Consider the following 22,691-nt stretch of genomic DNA (forward strand, 5'->3'; position numbering starts at 1 on the left):
ATTCAATATACTCGCAATTTTCAAGCGGTTGCGTATACTTTCATTAACTCAGTCGCGAAACCATAGGCTTTTTTATTATGTGCCAACCTTGGCAAGCACGAATTATAGATCAACAAAAATATCGTCCCAATGACAACCGCTCACCATGGCAAGTTGACCGCTCTCGAATAATCCATGCCGCTGCTTTCAGACGTTTACAAGCAAAGACTCAAATTATGGGTATTGGCCTAAACGACTTTTACCGCACTCGCCTAACCCACTCTCTTGAAGTTGCACAAATCGGAAGTGGTTTGCTGCGCCATTTAAAAAAACAGCACCCTGAATTTGCACACTTCCCGAGTGGCAGCTTGCTCGAAACCTTATGTCTTGCTCACGACATTGGCCATCCACCTTTTGGTCATGGTGGTGAAATAGCTTTAAACTACATGATGCGCGAGCATGGTGGATTTGAAGGCAATGCGCAAACTTTACGCATTGTTTCTAAACTTGAACCCTACAGCAACGGTTATGGTATGAACCTAACGCGCCGGACTTTGTTGGGATTTATCAAGTACCCTGCGTTTATTGATGATGTATGGCATACCATCCCACCATTATCTGATACGCGAAGTTTCATAAAAGCCGATCACTGGCGACCGGCTAAAGGGCTTTACAAAGATGATAACGATGTTTTTAATTGGATTATTGCGCCGCTCTCACAAAACGACAAAGCATTATTGACTAGCCACTACAAGGTGGATGAGTTTAGGTCTAAAACTCATTATAAGTCTATTGACTCTGCAATAATGGAATTGGCAGATGATATTGCCTATGCAGTTCATGACCTAGAAGATGCGATTGCCACTGAAGTACTAACGTTTGCTGATTGGCAAAACCATGCACTTATTCAATTACAAGAACTCAATTCACCTTGGTTAACAACTCATTTAAGTGCAATTACCGCAAGGCTTTTCTCACATCATGAATATGAACGCAAAGACGCCATTGGTGAGTTAGTAAATACATTTATTATCCATGCCTCTTTAGAGGTACAAAATAACGAATTCGAATCAGAGATTTTACAATATACCGTTAGCCTGCCTGATGAGTTTTCAAAAATACTCAATGTGCTCAAACAATTTGTATTCAAGCGTTTAATTCGTGAACCTAAAATGCAACAGGTTGAATTTAAAGGGCAAAACCTGCTTATAGAATTATTTAGCGCTTTTGCTAGCGACCCGATGCGTTTATTACCAGAAACAACTCAAGAGATGTGGTTAAACGCACACAACAATAATGGTAATGCAATGCGGGTGATCTGTGATTACTTATCAGGTATGAGTGACGAGTATGCATATAAAACCTATCAACGATTATTTTTACCATCAGCCTAACTATTTTTTGAACAGCTAAATATTATGTTCTAAAATTAAGTAGGTTATTTTAGCAAATAACCTACTAATTCTTTATGGATTTTAGCCAATCTGCTTACCTTATGGGCAGCTTGAGACACGAATACTTTGATGAACTTTGTACATCCTGTCAGAGCTTTGTAGGTATTCCTGCTCAATTTGAGCCTAAAGTAACGTGGGCTGGATTTATTAAACATGGATTGAAATAATGCTCAAAAAACACCTGCTTCTTGGTTTATTAGTTGCTAGCCCATTTACAGGCTATGCAGCAGAATCACTTCCTGATCCACTACTTGAAGAACGCGGCATAATCATAAAAGATGCCACTCATTTTGATTGGATCCGACTTAACTCTGGTGAATGGCTCAAAGGTGAGCTCGTTTCAATGTACGATAAGGAGCTCGAATTCGATAGCGACGTACTCGATACCCTGATGATCGACCGCGAAGATATCTACATGATTATTTCTGAACGTCATCACACAGTTCGTTTTAATGATGGTGAAGAACTCAGCGGCACACTAAATATATCGGGTGGTTATGTAAAAGTAGGTGATGCTCCTGCTAAGTATCGTTATCGTGATTTAGTCTCTATCGCTCCGTCAATTGATAGTGAGCTTAGTGCTTGGACAGTAAAAATATCATTAGGCGCCGACCTATCTCGAGGTAATACTGATCAAACTGAATATTCAGCCCGAGCTGATATCAAACGCAGAACAGCGTCGAGTCGCTTTTTAGCTGAATTTTTAGGGTATCGCACCACCAGCGATGAGCAAGTCACTAAAAATAACATACGAGCAAATGGAACCTTCGACTGGTTTTATACGCAAAAAATGTATTTTCGCCCTATTTTCTTTGAATACTATCGTGACCCATTTCAAAACATTGCCAATAAATACACTGTAGGTGCTGGTGTAGGTTATTACGTAATGGATACCGACAAAATTGAGTGGGACTTTTCAACAGGTCCTGCTTATCAAAAAACAGAGTTTGATACCGTTGCAAATGGTGAGGATAAATCAAATTCTTCAATGTCTTATTTTGTTGGCACTAATTACGAACTGGAAGTAACCAAAAATATCGATTTTAGTTTTAACTATCGATATTTGACGGCCAGTGAAGACACTGGTGGCGATTCACAGTATGCAATGGCAAGCTTTGAAATAGACGTTACTGATGACATTGATTTTGATATTTCATTAGTCTGGGATTATCTATCCGACCCGATAGCCGATGAAAATGGTGTAGTCCCCGAAAAAGAAGATTACAAAATGATTTTCGCACTGGGTATAGATTTATAGCAATTGCTATAAAAACGCCGAGCTTAAGCTCGGCGTTTTTATTTTAGTTGAGTAAATATTATCTTATAGCGATTTAACACCCATGTTGTATAAGGTAAAGCCATAAATATCAGCGTATTGATCAATAATTTTACTGGTTGGTGTTCCTGCACCATGACCTGCATTTGTTTCAATACGAATTAGATACGGATTTTGTTTCGCACCTTTTTCTTGTAGCTCAGCAGCAAACTTAAATGAATGCGCAGGCACAACGCGGTCGTCATGATCCCCTGTTGTCACTAACGTTGCAGGGTAGCTAACACCTTCTTTAACATTGTGAACTGGCGAGTAGCCTTTTAAGTACTCGAACATTTCTTTACTTTGCTCACTGGTGCCGTAGTCATACGCCCAACCAGCACCAGCTGTAAAGGTGTGATAACGCAACATATCTAATACACCTACAGCAGGCAGTGCTACTTTAAATAACTCAGGGCGCTGCGTCATAACCGCACCAACCAATAAGCCACCATTAGAGCCACCACGTACCGCTAGGTAATCAGGTGAGCTGAATTGTTTTTCATTAAGGTATTCTGCAGCAGCAATAAAATCGTCAAAAACATTTTGCTTTTTAAGCTGTGTACCATTTACATGCCACTCTTTACCGTATTCACCACCACCACGAATATTAGCAACAGCATACACGCCACCATGCTCAAGCCAAGCGGCAACAGTTGGGCTATAGCTTGGTGTTAAACTTACATTAAAGCCACCATAGCCATATAAAATTGTTGGGTTTTTACCGTTAAGCTCAGTGCCTTTTTTGTATGAAATAATCATCGGAACTTTAGTGCCATCTTTAGATGTGTAGAACACTTGTTCAGATGTGTATTGTTCGCTATTAAATTGAGCGCCCGACTTGCGATATACATCAGACTGGCCAGAATCAACATTAAATGAATAAATGTTGCCTGGTGTGGTGTAATTGGTAAATGAATAATAAAGCGTTTCAGCGTCGTGCTTACCGCTAAAGCCGTATGCGGTGCCCACACCCGGTAAACTAATGTCACGCACTAGTTTACCTGATTTATCATACTGTTTTACTTGCGAAATCGCATCAACCATATACTTAGCAAAGAAATAGTCACCGCCTTTTGAAATACTAAGTACATTGTCAGTTTCAGGAATTAAATCTTGCCAATTTTCTGGGCTTGGATCAGCGGCATCAACTGTCACTACACGCATATTTGGCGCATTTAAGTTAGTCACTAAATACAGTTTCGAGCCATCATTATCGATAATTGATGTATCTGAATCTGTGTTATCTAGAATGGTTACTAACTTGCTGTCAGGCTTAGTTAAATCTTTGATAAACAGTTTATTACCTGATGTTGAAGTACTTGCAGCAATTATTAGGTATCGATTATCACGCGTGACCTCAGCGCCAATATAACGATGTTTCTGTGCTTCTGTACCGCCATAGACTAATTGGTCATCAGCTTGTGCTGTGCCTAACTTGTGATAATAGACCTTATGTTGATCTGTTTTTGCCGACAACTCACTCCCTTTTGGCTTATCGTAGCTTGAATAATAAAAGCCATCGTTACCAAACCACGAAATACCGCTAAACTTAACATCGACTAATGCCTCTTCAATAGGCTGTTTAGTCGCTGTATCAATAACGATAATTTTACGCCAGTCACTACCACCTTCAGAAATTTGATAAGCAGCTAAACTTCCATCTTCAGTAAAAGTTAAGCCCGACATTGAGGTTGTACCATCGGCGCTGAAAGTATTTGGATCTAAAAACACTTCAGCTTCAGAGTCACCTTTTTTACGGTAAACCACATACTGATTTTGCAAGCCATCGTTTTTATAAAAGTAAGTGTACTCACCCTCTTTAAATGGCGCTGTGACTTTTTCATAGTTCATCAGCTTTTCAAGTGTGGTTTTAAGCTCATCGCGATAAGGAATATTTTTAAGATAAGAAAAGGTAACGTCATTTTCGGCTTTTACCCACTGCGCCGTTTCTTCGCTCATGTCGTCTTCTAGCCAACGATACGGATCGGCTACCTTCTGGCCGAAGTACTCATCAACAACATTGCCTTTTTTCGTTTCTGGATAATTCACAGCAGCTTTAACCTCTGCAGTTTTTATAGTTTGTTCTGTTTTTGTTGGGGTAGATTCACTACACCCCGTCAGTGCAACCACAATTGCACAAGCAAGCGCTTTTTTAATCATAATAATTTTACTTTTTAGTTATTGTTAACAAAATGAAAGTAAAGTTAATACAAAAGAATGTCTAGTTATTTGCGGTCAAACACAGGAAGCGCTGTAAACCAATGTAAAAACAAAAAACCACGCAATAGCGTGGCCTTTAATTTTTCGCAATAGTAAACACTGTTTGCGTAATTATACTTTTGTTAACCAGCCATGAGTATCTGCTGATTTGCCCCATTGAATATCATTCAATGCTTGGCGTAATTTAGCGACTTTTTCACCTGGTTCACCCGACCCCACTTTAAACTCTTGGTCGTTATGAATAAGCGTGCCAACCGACGTCAGTACCGCAGCAGTACCTGATAATGCAGCTTCAGTGCCCGGCTTAGCAGCTCTTTCAAGTAGCTCAGACACAGTAAAGTTACGCTCAGATACGGTCATACCTAAATCTTTCGCAATCGTTAAAATACTATTACGGGTCACACCGTGTAAGAATGTGCTATCAAGTGCTTTTGTGATGATTTCATCACCATCGATTAGAATAAAGTTCGCAGCACCGGTTTCTTGAACATCGCCACCTGGGCAGAATAAAATTTGGTCAGCTTTATGCTCAGAGCGAGCTTGTAAGATTGGACCTAATGCACTTGCATAGTTACCACCACTTTTAACCATACCCATGTGAGGTGCACAGCGCATGCCGTCTTCTTCAAGTAATACACGCAGTGCAGTAGCACCACCTGCAAAGTAATCACCCACTGGCGAAAGTAATACATAAAGCAAGGAACTCATTGATGGCGCAGCGGCTTTACCAATTGCGGCTTCTGTACCAATGTGAGTTGGGCGAATATACATAGACCCCGGCGGTGCTGGTGTTTCGTCTGCATACTCTTTAACAATGTCTTTGATCATTTGCTCAAGCATGCTTTCGTCAAAGTCAGGTAAGTTTAGTAACTTAGAGCTTTGCTTCATACGAGCAATGTTAGCATCCATACGAAAGATATAGACCGAGCCATCTTCGTGACGAAACGCTTTTAATCCTTCAAAACAGGTGCTTGAGTAATGTAATACGTGTGCACCCGCATGTAATTCGATTTTATCAGATGGGACCAGCGCGCTTTCACTCCATGAGTTATCAGCAAAACGTGCTTGGATCATTTGTGGCATAAATACAGTACCAAATGCGGCCATTGTTGTTCTCTCTTGTTTGGACTACTTTTGCCCCATTGTATGCTAATCCATCCCTGTTTAACCATAGCAAACTAGTGCCTTTTCTCGATAAAAACGATAAAAAAACGTTCGCCTGGTATAAAAAATGCGCAACTCATGTGCGCATTATTTAATGATAATTATTTATACGCTTACTAAGCGAAATTACCTGTAGTTCATTTTTGCTGTGAGGCGATTAAAAAAGCCCGGGAAAAAACGCTTTATAGTCGGTGCTAAACCACTTATTCCTTCACCAATAACAACTTCATCTTTCTCGGCTTCAATGGCTTTAATCATTTTTGCAGCCGCTTTTGCCACATCCATGCCGTTTTCGATTGATTCCTCTGGCTTATTTTGCGGTTTACCTTGGCCATCTAACGAATTATGCGCAATTGCAGTTTTAATTGAACCTGGGCAAATGGTTAAACATTTTATATTTTTGTCGGCTAACTCTGCTCTTAAGCAATCCATAAAACCCACTACCGCGTATTTAGAACCCGAATAACCTGTTCTGAACTTTGAACCGACTTTACCCGCTACACTGCTAATTGAAACGACCATGCCCATACCCTGTTCAACCATTTGCGGTACTACCGCTTTGGTTAAAGCTATTAAACCAAAATAGTTCACTTCCATCAGTTGGCGATACACAGTGAATTCATTCTCTAAAAATAAACTACGCTGCGACACCCCACCGTTATTGATAAGCACATCAATGCGGCCAATTCGCTCAATCACTGCGGGCATATCTTCAAGTAAGGCTTCGGGTTTTGCCAAATCTAGGGCAACCACATGATGATTGCCACCGAGCCTTGTATTTAGAGCGTTGAGTTTTTCTTCATTACGAGCAGACAATATCAGCACTGCGCCCTTTGCAGCTAATTGCTCACAAAGTGCTTCACCAATTCCAGAAGATGCCCCAGTTACCCAAACTGTTTTACCATTTAATTGCATATGTGTTCCTTTTTATTGTTGTTATGCTTTGTTAGGGCCTGCATGTTGTTCGATATGTTCAGCAATATCTTTATAAAAACCAAGCATAATCAATAACTCAGCTAATACAAATAAAGGCCCTATTACTAAACCAATTAAATCATCAACAAAGGCTGGCTTTTTACCTTCAAAATAATGGCCAATAAACTGAAATACCCAACCTACAACAAAACTACCAATACTTACCGCTAGCCATAATTCCACGTCAAGTGACACCACGGGCTCAGCGGCAATGCTCAACAAACTTAAGCATACAGCCATAATTAACCCCATAGATAAGCTAAGCATTAAGTAATAAAGACAAGTGAATACAATCACCACGGTTGCCAAGGAGATAACAGCAGGCTCTGAAATAAGCGTGACTCGTTGCAATAAACAAATAATCGCAAATACAATTAATGGGATGCCAATAAAATGGGTGTAAATATTACGTTTAGAGCGGTGATAGAGAGCGTAATTTGTCAGTTGTTGTTTTAATGTTTTCATTATTTTTCCTGCCAAAACTGTGTTCAAAATTCAGATTAGCAGAAAATTCACCGTCAAGAATGTCAACTAACCGACATTTCAAAATGGCTATATTAAACTCACACATTAAACCAGCGCATCAATAACTTTGCCTTTTTCAGCTTCTGGCTGCATATCCATGCGTTCGCGTCCTTTTTGATATTCTTCATCAAGCATTCCTTGCAGCTCATTCATTTTTTCTTGCAGTGCTTTGGTGTCGGCACCTTGTTGCTGCATTTGTTCGGCAAGTTTTTCTATTTGCGCTTTTATTTCTTCAATTTTCTCTATATCAACCCCGAGTCGCTGATAAACCAAGGCTTCTTGCGCCTGTGCTAAAAAAGAACTGGGCTCAGACTGCTTTTGTAAAAGTTGCTGTGCTGAAGATGCAGGCGTATGCATGGCCTTCACATCATCGATGCGGGTTGTTTGCGACAGCTTAGCAGCAGCCGAAGCGTGATAAGGGTTATATTGATTATGAAATGTTATTGCCACAAGTTGTCTTCCGTTTAAGCTTGATTACAACTTTGTAGCAATTTTAGTTCCAAACTAGCATTGAGATTGTAATTTTTCGATGTCAATTACTTCAATTGATTGATATTTAAGATTAATAATTGAATCAGCTTGTAGGGATTGTAATATTTGATTAATGGTTTGCCGTGTTAAATAGGTCATATCGGCAAGTTGTTGCTGGGTAAGCGGCAAACAGCTTTGGAGTGACGACTGATAAAGCATGCATAACCGCTTACTCACCTTTTGCTTGGCCGTGAGGAGTGCGTGATCTTCTAGTGAGTCAAACAGGCTTCGCACTTTATCGGTAAGCAACAGCCCGAAATCATGCCAATAAGCGGGATGCTCTTGTAATAACTGAATTAATGCCCGCTCAGGCACGTGTAGTAGCCGTACCGCAGTTTGTGCATACACATCGTGGGTGCGTTGACCGCCATCAAACAAAGCAACCTCACCGAACCACATCGCACTGGTTACAAAACTAAGCACCGCTTCTTTGCCTTGGCTATTAACCCCAGAAACTCTAAGCACGCCATTAATAACACAATACAGACCGGTATTTTCATCACCACGCAAAAACAATGCATCACCTGCCTTTAAGGTGATTAATTTAGCATGTTTAACTAGCTTGTCTTTAAATAATTGTGTGCGATTTTTAAACCATTTGTCTTGGTTAATTACCGAAAGGTCTTGTTCATTCAAGTGGTTATACTTTACATTGATTAAATAATTAGTAACTAATAATAAAAGGATACGGGATGTTAAACAAACTACTTTCGACCAGCCTACTTCTCAGTGCGATTTCGACCCCTGCATTTGCTAGTGATATTAATACTGAACTTAAGTCTGCCAATAAAAGCGTCAGCGAAAAGGTCATTAAATGGCGCCGTCATTTACACCAATATCCAGAGCTTAGTAACCGTGAGTTTGAAACAGCCAAATACGTGGCTAAGCATTTACGTTCATTAGGCCTTGAGGTTCAAACAGGTGTTGCTCATACCGGTGTGGTTGCCAAACTTAAAGGGGGTAAAAAAGGCCCGCTTATTGCCCTGCGAGCTGATATGGATGCACTCCCTGTAAAAGAACAAGTAGACTTACCTTTCGCGTCAACGCAAACAACAGAGTACAAAGGCAATACCGTTGGCGTAATGCATGCCTGTGGTCATGATAACCATGTGGCTATTTTAATGGCGGCCGCTGAGTCTTTAGTAAAAATTAAAGATCAACTAGCAGGTGATATTCTGTTTATTTTTCAACCTGCTGAAGAAGGTGCACCAGATGGCGAAGAAGGCGGTGCTGAGCTTATGCTTAAAGAAGGCTTATTTAAAGAAAAGCCAGAAGCCGTATTTGGTTTACACGTAACCAGCTCACTTAATACCGGACAAATTGGTTTTCGTGAAGGGCCGCTAATGGCCAGCGCAGACAAGTTTACAATCACAGTAAAAGGCCGCCAAACTCACGGCTCACGTCCTTGGAATGGGGTTGACCCAATTGTAGCTTCATCACAAATTATTATGGCAACACAGACCATCGCATCACGCCAAGTTGATGTGACCAAAGCGCCTTCGGTGGTTTCATTTGGTGCCATTAATGGCGGTGTGCGTAACAACATCATCCCAGATCAAGTTGAAATGGTGGGCACAATTCGTACCTTTGACCAAGAAATGCGCGCTGACATTAAAAAGCGTTTAGCTAAAACCGCTGAGATGGTGGCTGAATCAGGTGGTGCAGAAGCACATGTTCACATTGACCATGGTTACCCAGTAACAGTGAACGATGTTGAATTAACCAAGAAAATGACACCAACACTTGCTGGCGTGGTTGGTAAAGAAAACCTGATCACAACGCCACTTATCACAGGTGCCGAAGACTTTAGTTACTACGCCTTAGAAACACCAGGCATGTTCTTTTTCTTAGGTGTCACACCAAAAGGTCAAGATGCGGTTACAGCACCAAGCAACCATTCACCACACTTTTTTGCAGACGAAAAAGCTTTACAGCTTGGTGTAAACGCAATGACGCAATTAGTGGTTGATTACCTCAAAGAATAAAAATTTTCTTATCGGCGGGTAATACCATTACCCGCCCTATTTTCTTAGCTGTTCAGCATCAATAAAGTTCGTTTTGCTAGGGTTTAGTTACTATAAACAGGTAAGGAAGCCCCATGACATCAGAATACTTTCACTTTTTAAGCATTATCGGTGTAGCATTTTTTGCTATTTCTGGCACCTTGCTGGGCCATGAAAAAAGTGTTGGTGGTTTTGGAGTGGTGGTCGTTGCCACCGTCACTGCCTTGGGTGGTGGCACACTTCGAGACATATTACTTAACAAACCTGTATTTTGGATAGCTCAGCCTGATTACTTGTACGCAACTTACATTGCCATATTCGCCTCTATTTTATCAATTCGTCACTTACCCGATTTAAGTAACACCACCATGCTATTAATGGATGCCGTGGGTATGGCGATTTTCAATATTATTGGTATCGAAAAGGCATTGATTGGCGGCGCAGATATGATTGTTGCCATCACCATGGGTATGACCACGGGTATTTTTGGCGGCCTGATGCGTGATGTGATCTGCCGTGAAGTGCCTCTAGTAATGGGCGAAGAACTCTATTCAACCGCTTGCTTATCTGGCGGGTTAACTTATGCGGCTTTATTCACCCTTGAGGTCAGTTATATTTGGTGCATTATTGGCGCATTTGCTGTAACGGTATGTTTAAGATTAGGCGCCATACACTTTGGCTGGCAACCTAATCTGTTTCGTAAAAGCAGCTTTAAACGCTCTTAGCAAGTCATATAAATACAGCCATCGAGTGGCATGTCAGCGGGGTACTGAGTTTGAATAAACCCCAGCTTTTCATAGGCCGTTTTAGCAAGGGTATTGTGGCTATACACAAACAACGACAAGCTATCGCACTGCAACTGCTGTTTGCCCTGCTCTCCTAGTAAGTTTATCAACACTTTTGCAAGACCTTTACCACGATCGCTTGGCGCGATAACCAGCCGCCCTAAATGGCAACGTCCTTCACGTAAATAGTATTGCCCAAACCCTAACATCTGGCCTTCGTCATTAACCAGCGCGTAAGAATTCAGCGCATCTAGGTTTAAATCGTTTTTAAAGCTTTGCGTATCAAATGGGTAATTAAAAAATGGCCCAGACCAAATACGCAGTTCGGCCTCAGTGTTAAACCACCCCATTAACTCGTTGAGTTGCTCACTCGTTACTTTAACTAGCTTCATGTTTTAACCTATCGTATAAACCTGATGCACGAGTAACAGATTTATTCATCGCCATAAGCAATACATTTTTATCGGCCACCAGCTCAAATGTGGTTTTCGCGCGGGTGATCCCCGTATAAACCAATTGCCTGTTAATGCCCTGATTAGCCTGTTTTATTGGTGGTAAAATCATTGCAGTGTAAGCAAATTCAGAGCCTTGCGACTTATGAATTGTCATGGCATACACTTTATCGTGAGCAGGTAAACGGGCGGGCGAAAAGGCGCGAATATTTTCTTGTTCATCAACAAACATGGCTTTTAACTGACCTTGCTCATCATGCATTAAAATACCTATGTCGCCATTAAACAGTTTTAGCTGGTAGTCGTTTTGACTGATCATAATTGGCATACCCACATAATGCCTTTGATATGGCGAAATTAAACCTTGTTGAGCCAGTGCTTTTTCAATACGCTGATTAAGGCTATTTACACCGTAATCTCCCTCTCTGACGGCAGCCAGTAACTGATAATGCGCAAATGCTTTATGCACACTGGCAACACTTGCCCCTTGCTGGATAAGTTGCAAATAATCGTGGTATTGCAACGCCGCTTGTTGCACAAATTGCTCAATCGGTTTACTAATTACGCTGTAATTAAGTTTAAGGTCTTTAAAGCCACCTTGATTAATCGTTTGCTCTACATAGCCCAGTAAGCCTGTGTTATTGGTATTTACAGCTTGTGCTAATTGACCAATGCCGCTGCTGCCATCAAAACGATAACTTTGCTGTAAAAACGCAATACAATCGTTAAGTACAAAATGACTGCTCGCCGCGGGTATCTCGCTCTGATTATTAAAACAAACGCGATTAAGCTGCGCTGCTCTTTCACTGCTGTAATCAGGCATTTTGCCAAGCTCTAACCCTTGGCATAGGTCGCTAAGAATACTGCCCGTATCAACCGAGGCTAATTGGTCTTTATCACCCAGTAAAATAAGCCTTGCATGGCTCGGTAATGCCTCGATGAGTTTTGCCATAAGCGATAAATCTACCATCGATGCTTCATCAATGATCAGTACATCTAAATGCAGTGGGTTACGCTTGTTATGGCGAAACTTATTGGTATGCGGAATAACGCCCAGTAAACGGTGAATCGTTTGCGCGCTGTCAGGAATAAGTGGCGCGATATTATCAGGGATCATACTAAGCTTTTGTTTTGCCCCTAAAATCGACTCGGTTAAACGCGCTGCCGCTTTACCTGTCGGTGCAACCAGCTTAATTGTTAGCGGCGCACTGGCATACAAAGATTGTAATATGGCCAGTAGCTTAGTTACCGTGGTGGTTTTACCTGTACCCGGGCCACCGGTGATCACACTAAAACCTTTTGTTGCAGCAATCGCACAGGCTACTTTTTGCCAGTTTAATGTTTTAATAGGATCGCTTGGGTTGGGTGTATGTTCACTGCTAGGAAAATACACCTCAAGTAATGCCGTTAATGCGGCTTCATCAAGTGTGAGCTCTTTCGTTGCTAAATGATGTAAACGCGATGCAAGAGTGGTTTCGTATTCTGCCAAGCGGGCAAAGTAAAGTTTATTCGCAAACAATAGCAGTGGCTTGTCGTCCCCTACACAATCAGCATTCATTAATTTATTAACGGCCTCAGTAAGGCCAAATTCTGCCGCAAACGGTGTTAAAACATCAGGGGCTGCGATGCTGGCATCAGCTAAGCTTTGCTGTTTAATTTCAAACGGATTTTGCCAGTTTATATTCGCGAGCTCTAAACAACTGTGCTGACTTTGCTGCGCTGCCGCAAGCAATAAAATAAGGTAAAAAACCTCACAGTGCGCTGCATCGTTATTCTCTATCAACGATTGTGAACCTGCTACTGTTTCTGTGCCAGTAAGTAGCTCAGCGAGTTTCACATCAACTAAGCGAATACGTTTTGCCTCAAGTAAATAACTCAGTAACGGCTGTGTTTTAAGTTCTGTGGCAGGCAACACTAAATCGCTTTGGGCATGTTGTTCTGACTGCTTATTCATTGGCTCGTTTGGCTCATGGTCATCAAAGCCGAATGTCATTTGACTCATAGCATGGCTCCTTGTGCGAATAAGCTATCAAGCTCAGTTATTTGCTGTTTTGTTAGCTGATTAAAATACACCCCTTGCCCTTCGCTCATACCACGTAAGAAGGTGTAGTAAACACCGCCTAAATGCGTGTCGCTATCGTAATCTTGAATACGTTGTTTTAATAAACGGTGCAGTGCTACGGTATATATTAAATACTGCAAATGATACTGATGACTGGTCATGGCTTGTTCTAGTTGCTCATGTTGGTAATCAGCCGCACTATTGCCTAAAAAGTTCGATTTATAATCAAGAATATAATACTTACCCTGCCAGCAAAATATTAAATCTATAAAGCCTTTTAGTAAGCCTTGTACCTCACTAAAGTCGAGCTGCCCAGGTAAGTTAAAATGTTTTACCAACACTTGGTTAAGCTTATCGCTTGAGAGCGATAATAGTGGTAAATTAAATTCCATTTCGACCAAACAGGTATCAGGCTCAAGTACTGATAAACTAAGCCCTTTATCGTTTAATGGACAATTCAGTGCAGCAAGGATCCACTGCTCGGTCATTTCCTGCCAGCTATCATCAATATGGTATTTTTCGAATAACTTTTTGATCACTTTATCAAGTGCATGGTCGTCTTGCTCGCTGGCTGGACGCTTTAACGCATAAGGGTCGGTAAAGTCTAATTGCTCAAAAATTTCATGCAAACAACTACCCGGCTTAGCCCCTTTAGGGAAGCTGTAAGGAGTTAAAGCATTGGCATTTTGGGCTAAAAATTCATCTTTTTCGTGGTCTTCATCACTGCGCCCAAGCTCAATATGGTCAGTATGCTTTTTCAGCGTTAAGCTACTAAAACTGGTTGAGCGCCAATCACGCTGAATGTCTGCTTTTACAGTATTAACTTGATAGGTTTGCTCACTGTCAGCTCCAACAAATGTTAACTTTTCAAGCTCATCTGCTTGGCGAAACGCCTCATAGTGCATGTGCGCTGAGCCTTCACAAAATTGTTGTAATAAGGCACGCCATTCATCGCCCGATTTGATCTCTAACCCTGCAAATAATACATGGCCAATGCTGGTACTTTGAATACCAGGGCGAGCACTACGACCTTGCGAAATGTTATACATACCCACAGAACAAAAATGCACGGCACGAGTCAGCGCCACATAAAGTAAGCGTAAATCTTCAGCCAAGCGCTCTTGCTCTGCTTTTTGCATTGCCTCGTCACTTTTAGCAAGGTCATAAATCAGCTTACCGTCTTTATGATAAAGGGCTTCTTTGCTTTCGCGATAGCCACAGGCAAACGGCATGAATACAATCGGGTACTCTAAGCCTTTTGAGGCGTGCATGGTGACAATTTTCACCAAATTTGCATCGCTTTCTAGGCGTAATTGCACCGCTTCACCATCTTGTTGACTAACTTTTTGTGCAAACCAACGCAGCAATCTGTGGGTGCCCTCAAGCTCAATTTGCTTTTGCTGTAAGATTTCTCCTAAATGGCGGAAATCGGTGAGCCAGCGCTCAACGTTGTAACCTAAGCCTTGCCAACGCGCTGCGAGCTGGTTATGGCTTAATAAACGCTCAAGCATCGCCATAGCGCCTTGTTTATGCCAAATATGAGCAAGCTGAGCAAAAAAGTTTAGATGTTCTTGCCATGCACTTTCATTTTCGTGAAGCTGATAAATGCGGTTGTAGCTTAAGCAAAACAATGGCCCAGCAAGTACACCGCGCAGTAATGATTCATCATACTGTCCATGCAATGCCGTTAAAAAGTTCAGTAAATGATGACTAAGCTCTTGGTTAAAAACACTATCACGCGATAAATACACACTGGCAATGGCGGCTTCTGCCAGTGCGGCTTTCATCAGCTGTGCTTCGTTTCGGTCACGCACTAACACACAGATATCAGCCGCAGTAAGAGGTTTTCCTGCAATGGTTGCAGCGCCTGCATCAGCTTGCTTGAGTAGCTCAGTAATTTTTTTCGTATATTGCAAAGCCAATGCCTGTTGAGCCACCCCTTTGCTGGTTGGCTTGTTGTTAGCTTCGGCGTACTCATCAACAAAAACCGAAAATTCAAATGCACTTGGCATTTCACCGTTTATTAAAAGCGCTTTGTCTTGCTGTTTTCCCTTCGCATTAACCTTTTGAAATGGGATTGCGTCGTTATAAATAAAGCTATTGTCATTTTTAGCAAATAAGCGGTTTACGCTATCAACAACCCCTTCACTTGAGCGGTAGTTGGTATCTAGAGTGTATTGCTTGTCTTTTGCTACGGCTTGTTTTGCGCCAATGTAAGTAAAAATATCTGCACCACGAAAACCATAAATAGCCTGTTTTGGGTCACCTATCATGGCAAGGGTGGTGTTTTTAATGCCATAAATACGGCTAAAAATGCCATATTGAACTGGGTCGGTATCTTGGAATTCGTCAATCATGGCAACCGGAAACAAAGCGGCAATTTTTTCACTTAATGCTTGGCCTTGCTCACTTAAAAGCGCCTGATGCAAGTTACTCAGTAAGTCATCTGGAGTAATAACACCTTGTTCTTGCTTGCGTTTAACTAATGCATTTGCCACCCATTTAGCTGCGTATTGCACTATCGCAATATTCAATCCGTTATTGATAAGGCTACTAAGTTGCGCCATTTCATCAAACCGAGCCAGCATTTCGTGACTGAGTAAGCTACCGTTTTTCTTGTAATTTGCAGGGTCGCTTAAATTCTCTGTGCTCCACACTTCAAACGAGTATTTATTAGTACCAAATACAAAAAACAACTCGTCATTGTTTAAGTATTCTTCAAGCGCTGCAAGGCTGTTTTTTCGCCCTGGGGTTTTTGAGCCACTTAAATCAGACGTTTTTACAGCATTAATAAACTCACTCTCACGACACGCCTTTTTAAATGCCGGGACTTTTGCCACAAAGCTGTCGCGTGCTTGCCATATTTCATCAAGGTCATACTCGGGGATGATTGTTGCCCCTTGTTTATTGAGTAAACTCACCACCTGTGAATACAGTGATGCAGGCACTGGGAAAATATCGGTAATTGCTTGCGTGCGCTCTTTTGATTGTGGGTAAACAAAAGCACGCCAAAAGTCATTAAGGGTTTCTTGAATAAGCTCACGCTCATCTAAAATAAACTCTAAGTTAAACGCCACCCCTGACTCAAAAGCATGTTGTTTCAGCATTCGCTGACAAAAGCCATGAATGGTAAATATAGCGGCTTCATCCATCGACTTTGCCGCAGCGTCTAGCAAATCAAATGCGGCGTGTTTGTCAGTTACCTCGTCAATTACTTGCTCAATCAGCTCATCATCGGGCTCTTTGCCAAGCAGAGCATCTCTGGCATTGATTATACGTGCTCGCACACGGTCTTTAATTTCTTGGGTGGCGGCCTCAGTGAAGGTCACCACTAGGATTTGCTCAACACTAAGCGGCGTATTTAATGCTTCATCTTCACCGGTCGCTTTTTGTAAGCCCAACAAATACCGTAAATACAAACCTGTGATGGTGTAGGTTTTACCTGTACCGGCACTGGCTTCAATAAGGCTTTGCCCACACAGCGCCATACTCATTGGATTAAGCGTTTGCATGATCGGCCTCCTGTGCTAATTCAACAATTGGCGATAACAGCAGCTCGCTCCATTTTATAAACTCTTCTTCACAATCTTTAAGGCTCTTTATGGTTAAACGAATATACGGGTTTTCACCCTCACCCATGCCTATGTATTGCGGCGCGAATTTATTGTTTGCTTTGACCATATCTTTATCTGTTTTTATGTACTCGTAACCACTGACCGGAAAAAACGCCACTGGGCGAGTTAAAAGCGTTTCATAAAGCGAGAACCAATCGTTTAAATACTTGCGGGCATCGTTTTCTGACAAGGGTGAAAAACTAATTTGCTTGTCTAAGCCAAGAATAAGGGTTTCAACAGGCTGACCCATTATTTGCGCCGCTAAATGATGCACAAAGCCACGAATAACATCTTTTGCTTTAATACTGGCGGTGCGATAAAACACCTGTTTTTGACCATAAATATGATTTAACCAACCTTCTAGTGTGGTATTGGCAATTTTAATATTTACTTCAACGGGTAATGCTTCATCACCTTGAATATGTGCTTTCACTTGCCCTGCAAGCGCATCAACTCGGTGCTGCATACTTTCAAATACAAGATCGCCAACATGGGCTTGAGGTAACTCACCGCGCTGCATTATTTGCGCTTGGTTCAGAGGAATTTCTTGAATGCTGGCTTCGAGAATTTCGTCTAGGTAAAAGTAGCGACGTAATGCGTCTAAACTAAATGGCTCTTCATCTTTTGCAATATCGTTAAATTGCGGCAAGCGTAAACCCAAACTTTGCTGATAAAAGCTCTCGTGCGGCTGGCAAATACTGCGAATAAACTGAGTTAATTCAACACTGCTTTCTGGCTGGACACTAAGCGCTTGCTGAGGTTCAGGGTTAACAGCTTGAGTTGGCACCCACACTGGGTTATAGCTGTGTAATTGTGTGGCTAGCGGTTTATTTGCTTTTTTCTCGTCATCAGTTTGGTTTTTATTACCTTCTTTGTTAGTGGTCAGATAATAAGCTGGGTTAAATGGCTGTAAGTGCTGATAATTAATTAGCGCCTCTGGTAGCTTTAAGTGAGTGTCTTGATCAGCAAACTCAAAACTACGGGCTATGTATTCTAAAAGCTCGCTCACTAAGGTTGAGGGCATTCTTGGTTGGTTATCAAAGCAAGAACGGCCAATATAACTGATGTATAGATTCTCACGAGCACTTAAAATCGCTTCTAAAAACAGGTAACGATCGTCGAGTTTACGAGAGCGATCGCCTTTTTGGCGTTTTGAGTAAGGAACTAAGTCAAAACCAATTGGCTGAACTGTACGCGGGTAATCCGCATCATTTAAACCTAGCATACACACTACTTTAAATGGCACTGCACGCATTGGCATCAGCGTACAAAAGTTAACTTGCCCCACTAAAAAGCGCTGCCCTACGCCTTTTTCTTGAATACCTTGTTTTACAAGGTAACTTACAATGCGCTGCGAAACGGCTTGTTGGTAATCACCATTGTCATAATGCTTAATCAGTGTATCAAGCACTTTTTGCAGCACTAATAAATCCCAGCTTTGTTCGCCTTCATCACTGTATATATCGCTTAATAACTCTTTTAGAATTTCTGCCTTTTCGTTAAGTGGTGCATCAGCTTGCAGCTTGGCTTTATAACGGGCAAGTACATCAATAAATTCAATGAGTTTATTTAAGGTATTCAGTGCCATGCCTTCAACTTCATCGGCACTGTAAATCCCCGAAAACGGCAATTGTTCATCCCGTTGCGCAACGCCAAGTAACAAGCGGTTTAGGCCATGTTGCCAAGTGTTTAAATCTATTGCTGGTAAGCCAAAACTGTCTTTATGGGCGGCATCTAAGCCCCATTTAACGCCAACGCGTTCAAGCCAAAAACCAATTTGCTCATATTCGTGGGGTTCGAGGTTAAATTTATCGGCAATTTGCGTGACTTGCAGTAAATCAAGGATGTCAGACACACCAAAGCGTGAATAAGGTAAATCGGCTAAACTAGCAAACGAGCTAAGCACGGGCTTTTCTTGCTCTATGGCTAAATCGGCTAACGCATAAGGAATAAAGCGTCGCCCTTCGGCACCACCAAACACCGCCTCAATGTACGGGCTGTATGTGCCAACGTCCGGCATCATTACAATAATATCTTTTGGTGTTAGCGCTTTATTTTCATTGAATAGATTGAGCAAGTAATCATGTAGTCTTTCTACTTCACGAAGTGGCGTGTGGCAATCACTCAGCACAATACTGGTGTCATCTGCCTGAATTGGCAGTTTGCCTTCGTCATTAATAAACCATTCTTTATCAGGCGTAAGTGATTCGCCCTTAAAGGCTAATTGGTAAATTTCAGACTGAATTTGCGATAGCAAGCTTTGATCAAAATCGTTATCGAATCCGTCTAGCCACTGCGCATCTAGTTGTAGTAGCTGCTCAAAATAGTCTCGGCCTAATTTACCCCACGACGAGAGTAGCGGATTACCAATAAAAAAGTACTCGTGATCAGGGTTTTTAGCGCTGTCTTCAAGTGCTTGTAACTGCGGGCGTTTGGCATATTTAGCAGCAATTTTGGCTGCTGTTTTTTCATCAAGTGTGTCGCCCCAGTAATGCTCACTGGGGTTGAAGAAAAACAAAAACACCTGCGTTTTTTTCGCAATGGCCTGAAACACTTCAAGCTGGCTGCTCGCAATTGCAGAAATACCAAATAAACTAATACGCTCAGGTAATAGGCTTGCGTCCATTTTTTCAAGGGCTGCAAGGAGTTTGTCTTGCATGTTGGCGCGGTGATATTGGCTTTGCCCAAGTTCTTTACTGTGCGACACCAGCTTGCGCCAAAGATCTGGCTGCCATGGCGCAATGCCCACATCAACATCATCAAGCTCATCAATGCCCTGCTCCCAAGTGGTAATCCAATTGGGGCGATACATTAAGTATTGGTCATAAACGTCGGCAATTTTCTCGCACAAGGCAAAGGTTTTTTGCCCCTCACTGTCACCATCTAAATAGGTTTTCAGTGGTAAATACAGCGGCTCATCAATGCAGTTTGGTAAAATCGCAAACAGCTTCCAAGCAAGGTTAGCTTTGTTATACGGTGATTCACTGGGTACATCTGGCAATAATTGTTGGTAAAGCTGCCATATAAAACTCGAAGGCAGCGGAAAGTCGACCTGAGCTGCAATCCCTAAGTGTTCACTTAAACCTATCTTTAGCCACTGCGACATACCCGGTGACTGCACAAGCACAATTTCTTTTTTAAAGGGGCTCGTTAATGGATTAACTTTAAGAAGAGCGTGAAACCGCGCTTGCAGTGCTTCCATGCGATTTGATTGAATTATATTCAGCACTTTACACTGTCCTTGCTTGAAACTAACTAATTGACACAGTGTAAGATATTTTAATTAGATGGGATAGAGAGAAATAGCCGCAAACAAGGCTTAATTCCATGTTTGCCATGAGCTGCGGGTACGTATTACGGGTATGCGCTACAGGCAATATTTACTGGTATGGACTTATCGTCGATAACGCAAACTCGGTGTGCATTATCTCATCACCCTTGATACCTTTAAGCGCAATACGAATGGTAGGATCTGCTTTTTGCCAATCGATTGTTAAATCGCCGTAGTTAACCTCATGAGTGTAATCACCCACACGGTGTTTATTAGGGCTAACATCTTTCCACTTTTCTGTAAGCCCAGAGCTAGTTATATCAAATAATGGGTAATCTAAGTTATCTTGATATTTTGAGAGTTCCCCCCAGTGGGTATCGCCACTGACAATAATTACACCGTTTACTTTATGCTTTTTAATAAGCGTAAATAAACGCTCACGATCAGCAGGATAATTAGCCCATGACTCCCAGCCTGTAAAATCAGCTAATAGCTGCAAGCTTGAGGCAATGATTTTTATCTTTTCATCTGACTTGAGCTCTTGTTCAAGCCATTGCCATTGGCTTTCGCCAAGCATAGAAGCGTTTTTATCAGTTGTTGGGCTATAAGGCCCTTGTTTTGCAGGTTTTCGTTCAAGTTGATAGGTCATCGCCGATACGTGATTCAACGGTGTGCGATTAAAACGCAGATCAGGCATGATCACTTTTACTGTTTGCTCACCTTCACCGTACGTGTACGAAGTGTAAATACCATCTTCGCGAGTTCTACGAGCAGAATCCGCAGGCTCTTGCCAAAAGTCGAGCATGATTTTTCGTGATTGCTGTTTTTTGGGGTATTCGCTACCTGCGTCATTTTCGCCATAATCGTGGTCATCCCACATGGCAATGATTGGCGTATTCGCACGTAATGTTTTAAAGCCCGGCTTTTGCCCTAAACGTTGATATTTATCAGCAAGTACCGACATATCTTCGGTATCACCATAAATGTTATCGCCAAGGAACATAAATAAATCGGCTTGCTCTTTGTTGATGGCATCAAAAATCGGAATAGCCTTGTCTTGATGACCACATGAGCCAAACAAAATTTTACTTGGCGCGGCAATCGCACTCACACTACTAACCAGCATTAACCCAGATAAGGCGCTTTTAAACAAACTAAAAGTTAAACTCATTTTAAAATCTCCTTAATCGGCGCCGCCATTTTCGGATTAACATGCTGACTATTTACACCTAAAATGCTCAGCACAGTTGCCGCTACTTGCGCTTGTTTAAGCTCATTGCTTGGCTTAATTAAGCCTGTTGCTTTTATATCTGGGCCGATGGCTGCTAGCCAAATGTGTTCAGAGCCAACAATACCATTTGGAAAGTGCTTAATAGCTTCCTCTGAACGTGCCAAAGCGCGCTTCGAACTATGATGCTGCCAATCATCAGCATGACTGCCACGGCCATGATCGGTGGTAATGATCAATGTGGTATTGTCTTTATAGCCCGGTGTTTGTTGAATTGTTTGCCAAAGGTCACGAATAAACGCATCACTTTGTTTAGCCGATTTTAAGTAGGCATCGTATTTACCGTTATGAGCAAAATCATCGGTTTCACCCAAGCTAATAACAAGCAAACGCGGCTGTTTATTTAATAAATATTGTTTGGCAAATCGGTAGGTAAAGCTGTCGAGGCGAACATTGTGCCAAAGGCTTGGGATCTCGCTTTGCATTTGGTTTAGCAGAGTCACTTCGGCTGATTTCACCGCATCAAAAGATTCAAAGCCAGCATTAACAAAAACTCCACTTCGTTCGCGATTTACAATATAAGGAAACAGATCCCAGCTACCAAAAAGCGCGGTTTTACCTTTAAACTCGGGTTGAGAATTTAAACTCTCTAAAATGGTTTTATTGGGGTTAGGCACTTTATCGTTGCTATCGATATTTTCATCTACAATGCCGGTTAATATTTCACTGTAACCTGGGTATGAGAAATACCACGGGTTGCTTACCGACATAAATGAACCTTGAGTTCTATCACCAATCAAAACGCCCTGCTTTGCCAGTGTTTCGCTAAAAAATGGCATTAACGCTTGTGTACGCTGTGCTTGGTCATCTCGCCAAAAAAGCGCCTTTAGCTCATCTGTATCTGCAACAAAATCAGTGTTATCAATTAAGTTTTTATCTGCACCAGAGAACACTTCTTGCCAGCGAAGTCCATCAAGAGTAACGAGCACAACATTGTCGGCAGCTTTACTATTTAGGCTTAAAAAAGATGCTGCGACCACTGCCGTCGCTAAAATTATTTTTTTCATATATCACCTGCTAAAAAGCCCATCAAAGATGGGCTGTTTAAAACGT

15 protein-coding genes and 1 pseudogene are annotated in these 22,691 nt (G+C 41.8%); 4 read left to right on the top strand and 12 right to left on the bottom strand.

From position 1 onward, the window contains the following. The first annotated feature begins 77 nt into the window (after window positions 1–77). Together AAEU31_RS09625 and AAEU31_RS09630 are read left to right on the top strand one after the other, a co-directional pair. Window positions 78–1,373 (top strand): anti-phage deoxyguanosine triphosphatase, encoded by a 1,296-nt coding sequence (locus AAEU31_RS09625; protein WP_421967095.1) that lies wholly within the window; start codon window positions 78–80, stop codon window positions 1,371–1,373. A 226-nt stretch (window positions 1,374–1,599) separates the two neighbouring features. Beyond that, a complete protein-coding gene (locus tag AAEU31_RS09630; RefSeq protein WP_235382469.1) occupies window positions 1,600–2,691 on the top strand; it encodes a DUF481 domain-containing protein in 1,092 nt (363 codons plus the stop codon). Window positions 2,692–2,754: 63 nt separating this feature from the next. On the opposite strand, the gene AAEU31_RS09635 is transcribed toward AAEU31_RS09630, so the two are convergent. The 6 genes and pseudogenes from AAEU31_RS09635 to AAEU31_RS09660 form a co-directional block, all read right to left on the bottom strand. Beyond that, entirely contained in the window at window positions 2,755–4,908 is a 2,154-nt protein-coding gene (locus AAEU31_RS09635; RefSeq protein WP_421967096.1) for a prolyl oligopeptidase family serine peptidase, read from the bottom strand. A 171-nt stretch (window positions 4,909–5,079) separates the two neighbouring features. Continuing rightward, a pseudogene (locus AAEU31_RS09640) lies at window positions 5,080–6,081 on the bottom strand (branched-chain amino acid aminotransferase); the annotation flags it as partial. 177 nt (window positions 6,082–6,258) lie between these two features. After that, window positions 6,259–7,047, bottom strand: coding sequence for an SDR family oxidoreductase (locus AAEU31_RS09645; protein WP_138557155.1), 789 nt, complete (start codon window positions 7,045–7,047; stop codon window positions 6,259–6,261). 21 nt (window positions 7,048–7,068) lie between these two features. After that, the gene (locus AAEU31_RS09650) at window positions 7,069–7,572 is read right to left on the bottom strand and encodes an Mpo1 family 2-hydroxy fatty acid dioxygenase (protein ID WP_421967097.1); all 504 of its coding nucleotides are present in this window, start codon (window positions 7,570–7,572) and stop codon (window positions 7,069–7,071) included. Between the two features lie 105 nt (window positions 7,573–7,677). Further along, window positions 7,678–8,082, bottom strand: a complete 405-nt coding sequence (locus tag AAEU31_RS09655; RefSeq protein ID WP_421967098.1) for a hypothetical protein — start codon at window positions 8,080–8,082, stop codon at window positions 7,678–7,680. 54 nt (window positions 8,083–8,136) lie between these two features. Continuing rightward, entirely contained in the window at window positions 8,137–8,799 is a 663-nt protein-coding gene (locus tag AAEU31_RS09660) for a Crp/Fnr family transcriptional regulator (protein ID WP_421967099.1), read from the bottom strand. Window positions 8,800–8,855: 56 nt separating this feature from the next. Here AAEU31_RS09660 and AAEU31_RS09665 point away from each other — a divergent pair, with 56 nt between their 5' ends. Further along, window positions 8,856–10,148 carry an amidohydrolase gene (locus tag AAEU31_RS09665; RefSeq protein WP_421967100.1) on the top strand — a complete coding sequence of 431 codons (1,293 nt, stop codon included), beginning with the start codon at window positions 8,856–8,858 and terminating at the stop codon, window positions 10,146–10,148. A 113-nt stretch (window positions 10,149–10,261) separates the two neighbouring features. Continuing rightward, entirely contained in the window at window positions 10,262–10,891 is a 630-nt protein-coding gene (locus tag AAEU31_RS09670) for a trimeric intracellular cation channel family protein (protein WP_253038369.1), read from the top strand. Here the strand turns inward: AAEU31_RS09670 and AAEU31_RS09675 are convergent. The 6 genes from AAEU31_RS09675 to AAEU31_RS09700 all read right to left on the bottom strand — a co-directional run bounded on the left by AAEU31_RS09675 (window position 10,888) and on the right by AAEU31_RS09700 (window position 22,645). Beyond that, window positions 10,888–11,343, bottom strand: a complete 456-nt coding sequence (locus tag AAEU31_RS09675; protein WP_421967101.1) for a GNAT family N-acetyltransferase — start codon at window positions 11,341–11,343, stop codon at window positions 10,888–10,890. The two genes, AAEU31_RS09670 and AAEU31_RS09675, sit on opposite strands and share 4 nt — an antisense overlap. Beyond that, window positions 11,330–13,396, bottom strand: coding sequence for an exodeoxyribonuclease V subunit alpha (gene recD, locus AAEU31_RS09680; RefSeq protein ID WP_421967127.1), 2,067 nt, complete (start codon window positions 13,394–13,396; stop codon window positions 11,330–11,332). The genes AAEU31_RS09675 and recD overlap by 14 nt, the downstream gene beginning before the upstream one ends. Before the next feature lie 5 nt (window positions 13,397–13,401). Beyond that, on the bottom strand, window positions 13,402–16,977 hold the full coding sequence (gene recB, locus AAEU31_RS09685) for an exodeoxyribonuclease V subunit beta (protein WP_421967102.1): 3,576 nt from the start codon (window positions 16,975–16,977) through the stop codon (window positions 13,402–13,404). After that, window positions 16,964–20,308, bottom strand: coding sequence for an exodeoxyribonuclease V subunit gamma (gene recC / locus AAEU31_RS09690; protein WP_421967103.1), 3,345 nt, complete (start codon window positions 20,306–20,308; stop codon window positions 16,964–16,966). Before recC ends, recB begins: the two co-directional genes overlap by 14 nt. A 151-nt stretch (window positions 20,309–20,459) precedes the next feature. Then, window positions 20,460–21,521 carry an alkaline phosphatase D family protein gene (locus AAEU31_RS09695; RefSeq protein WP_421967104.1) on the bottom strand — a complete coding sequence of 354 codons (1,062 nt, stop codon included), beginning with the start codon at window positions 21,519–21,521 and terminating at the stop codon, window positions 20,460–20,462. Continuing rightward, complete coding sequence (locus AAEU31_RS09700) at window positions 21,518–22,645, bottom strand: alkaline phosphatase family protein (protein WP_421967105.1); 1,128 nt, start codon at window positions 22,643–22,645, stop codon at window positions 21,518–21,520. The genes AAEU31_RS09695 and AAEU31_RS09700 overlap by 4 nt, the downstream gene beginning before the upstream one ends. Window positions 22,646–22,691: the final 46 nt, after the last annotated feature.

It is taken from the genome of Pseudoalteromonas thalassia (genome assembly GCF_049257215.1).
Lineage (GTDB): Bacteria > Pseudomonadota > Gammaproteobacteria > Enterobacterales > Alteromonadaceae > Pseudoalteromonas > Pseudoalteromonas lipolytica_C.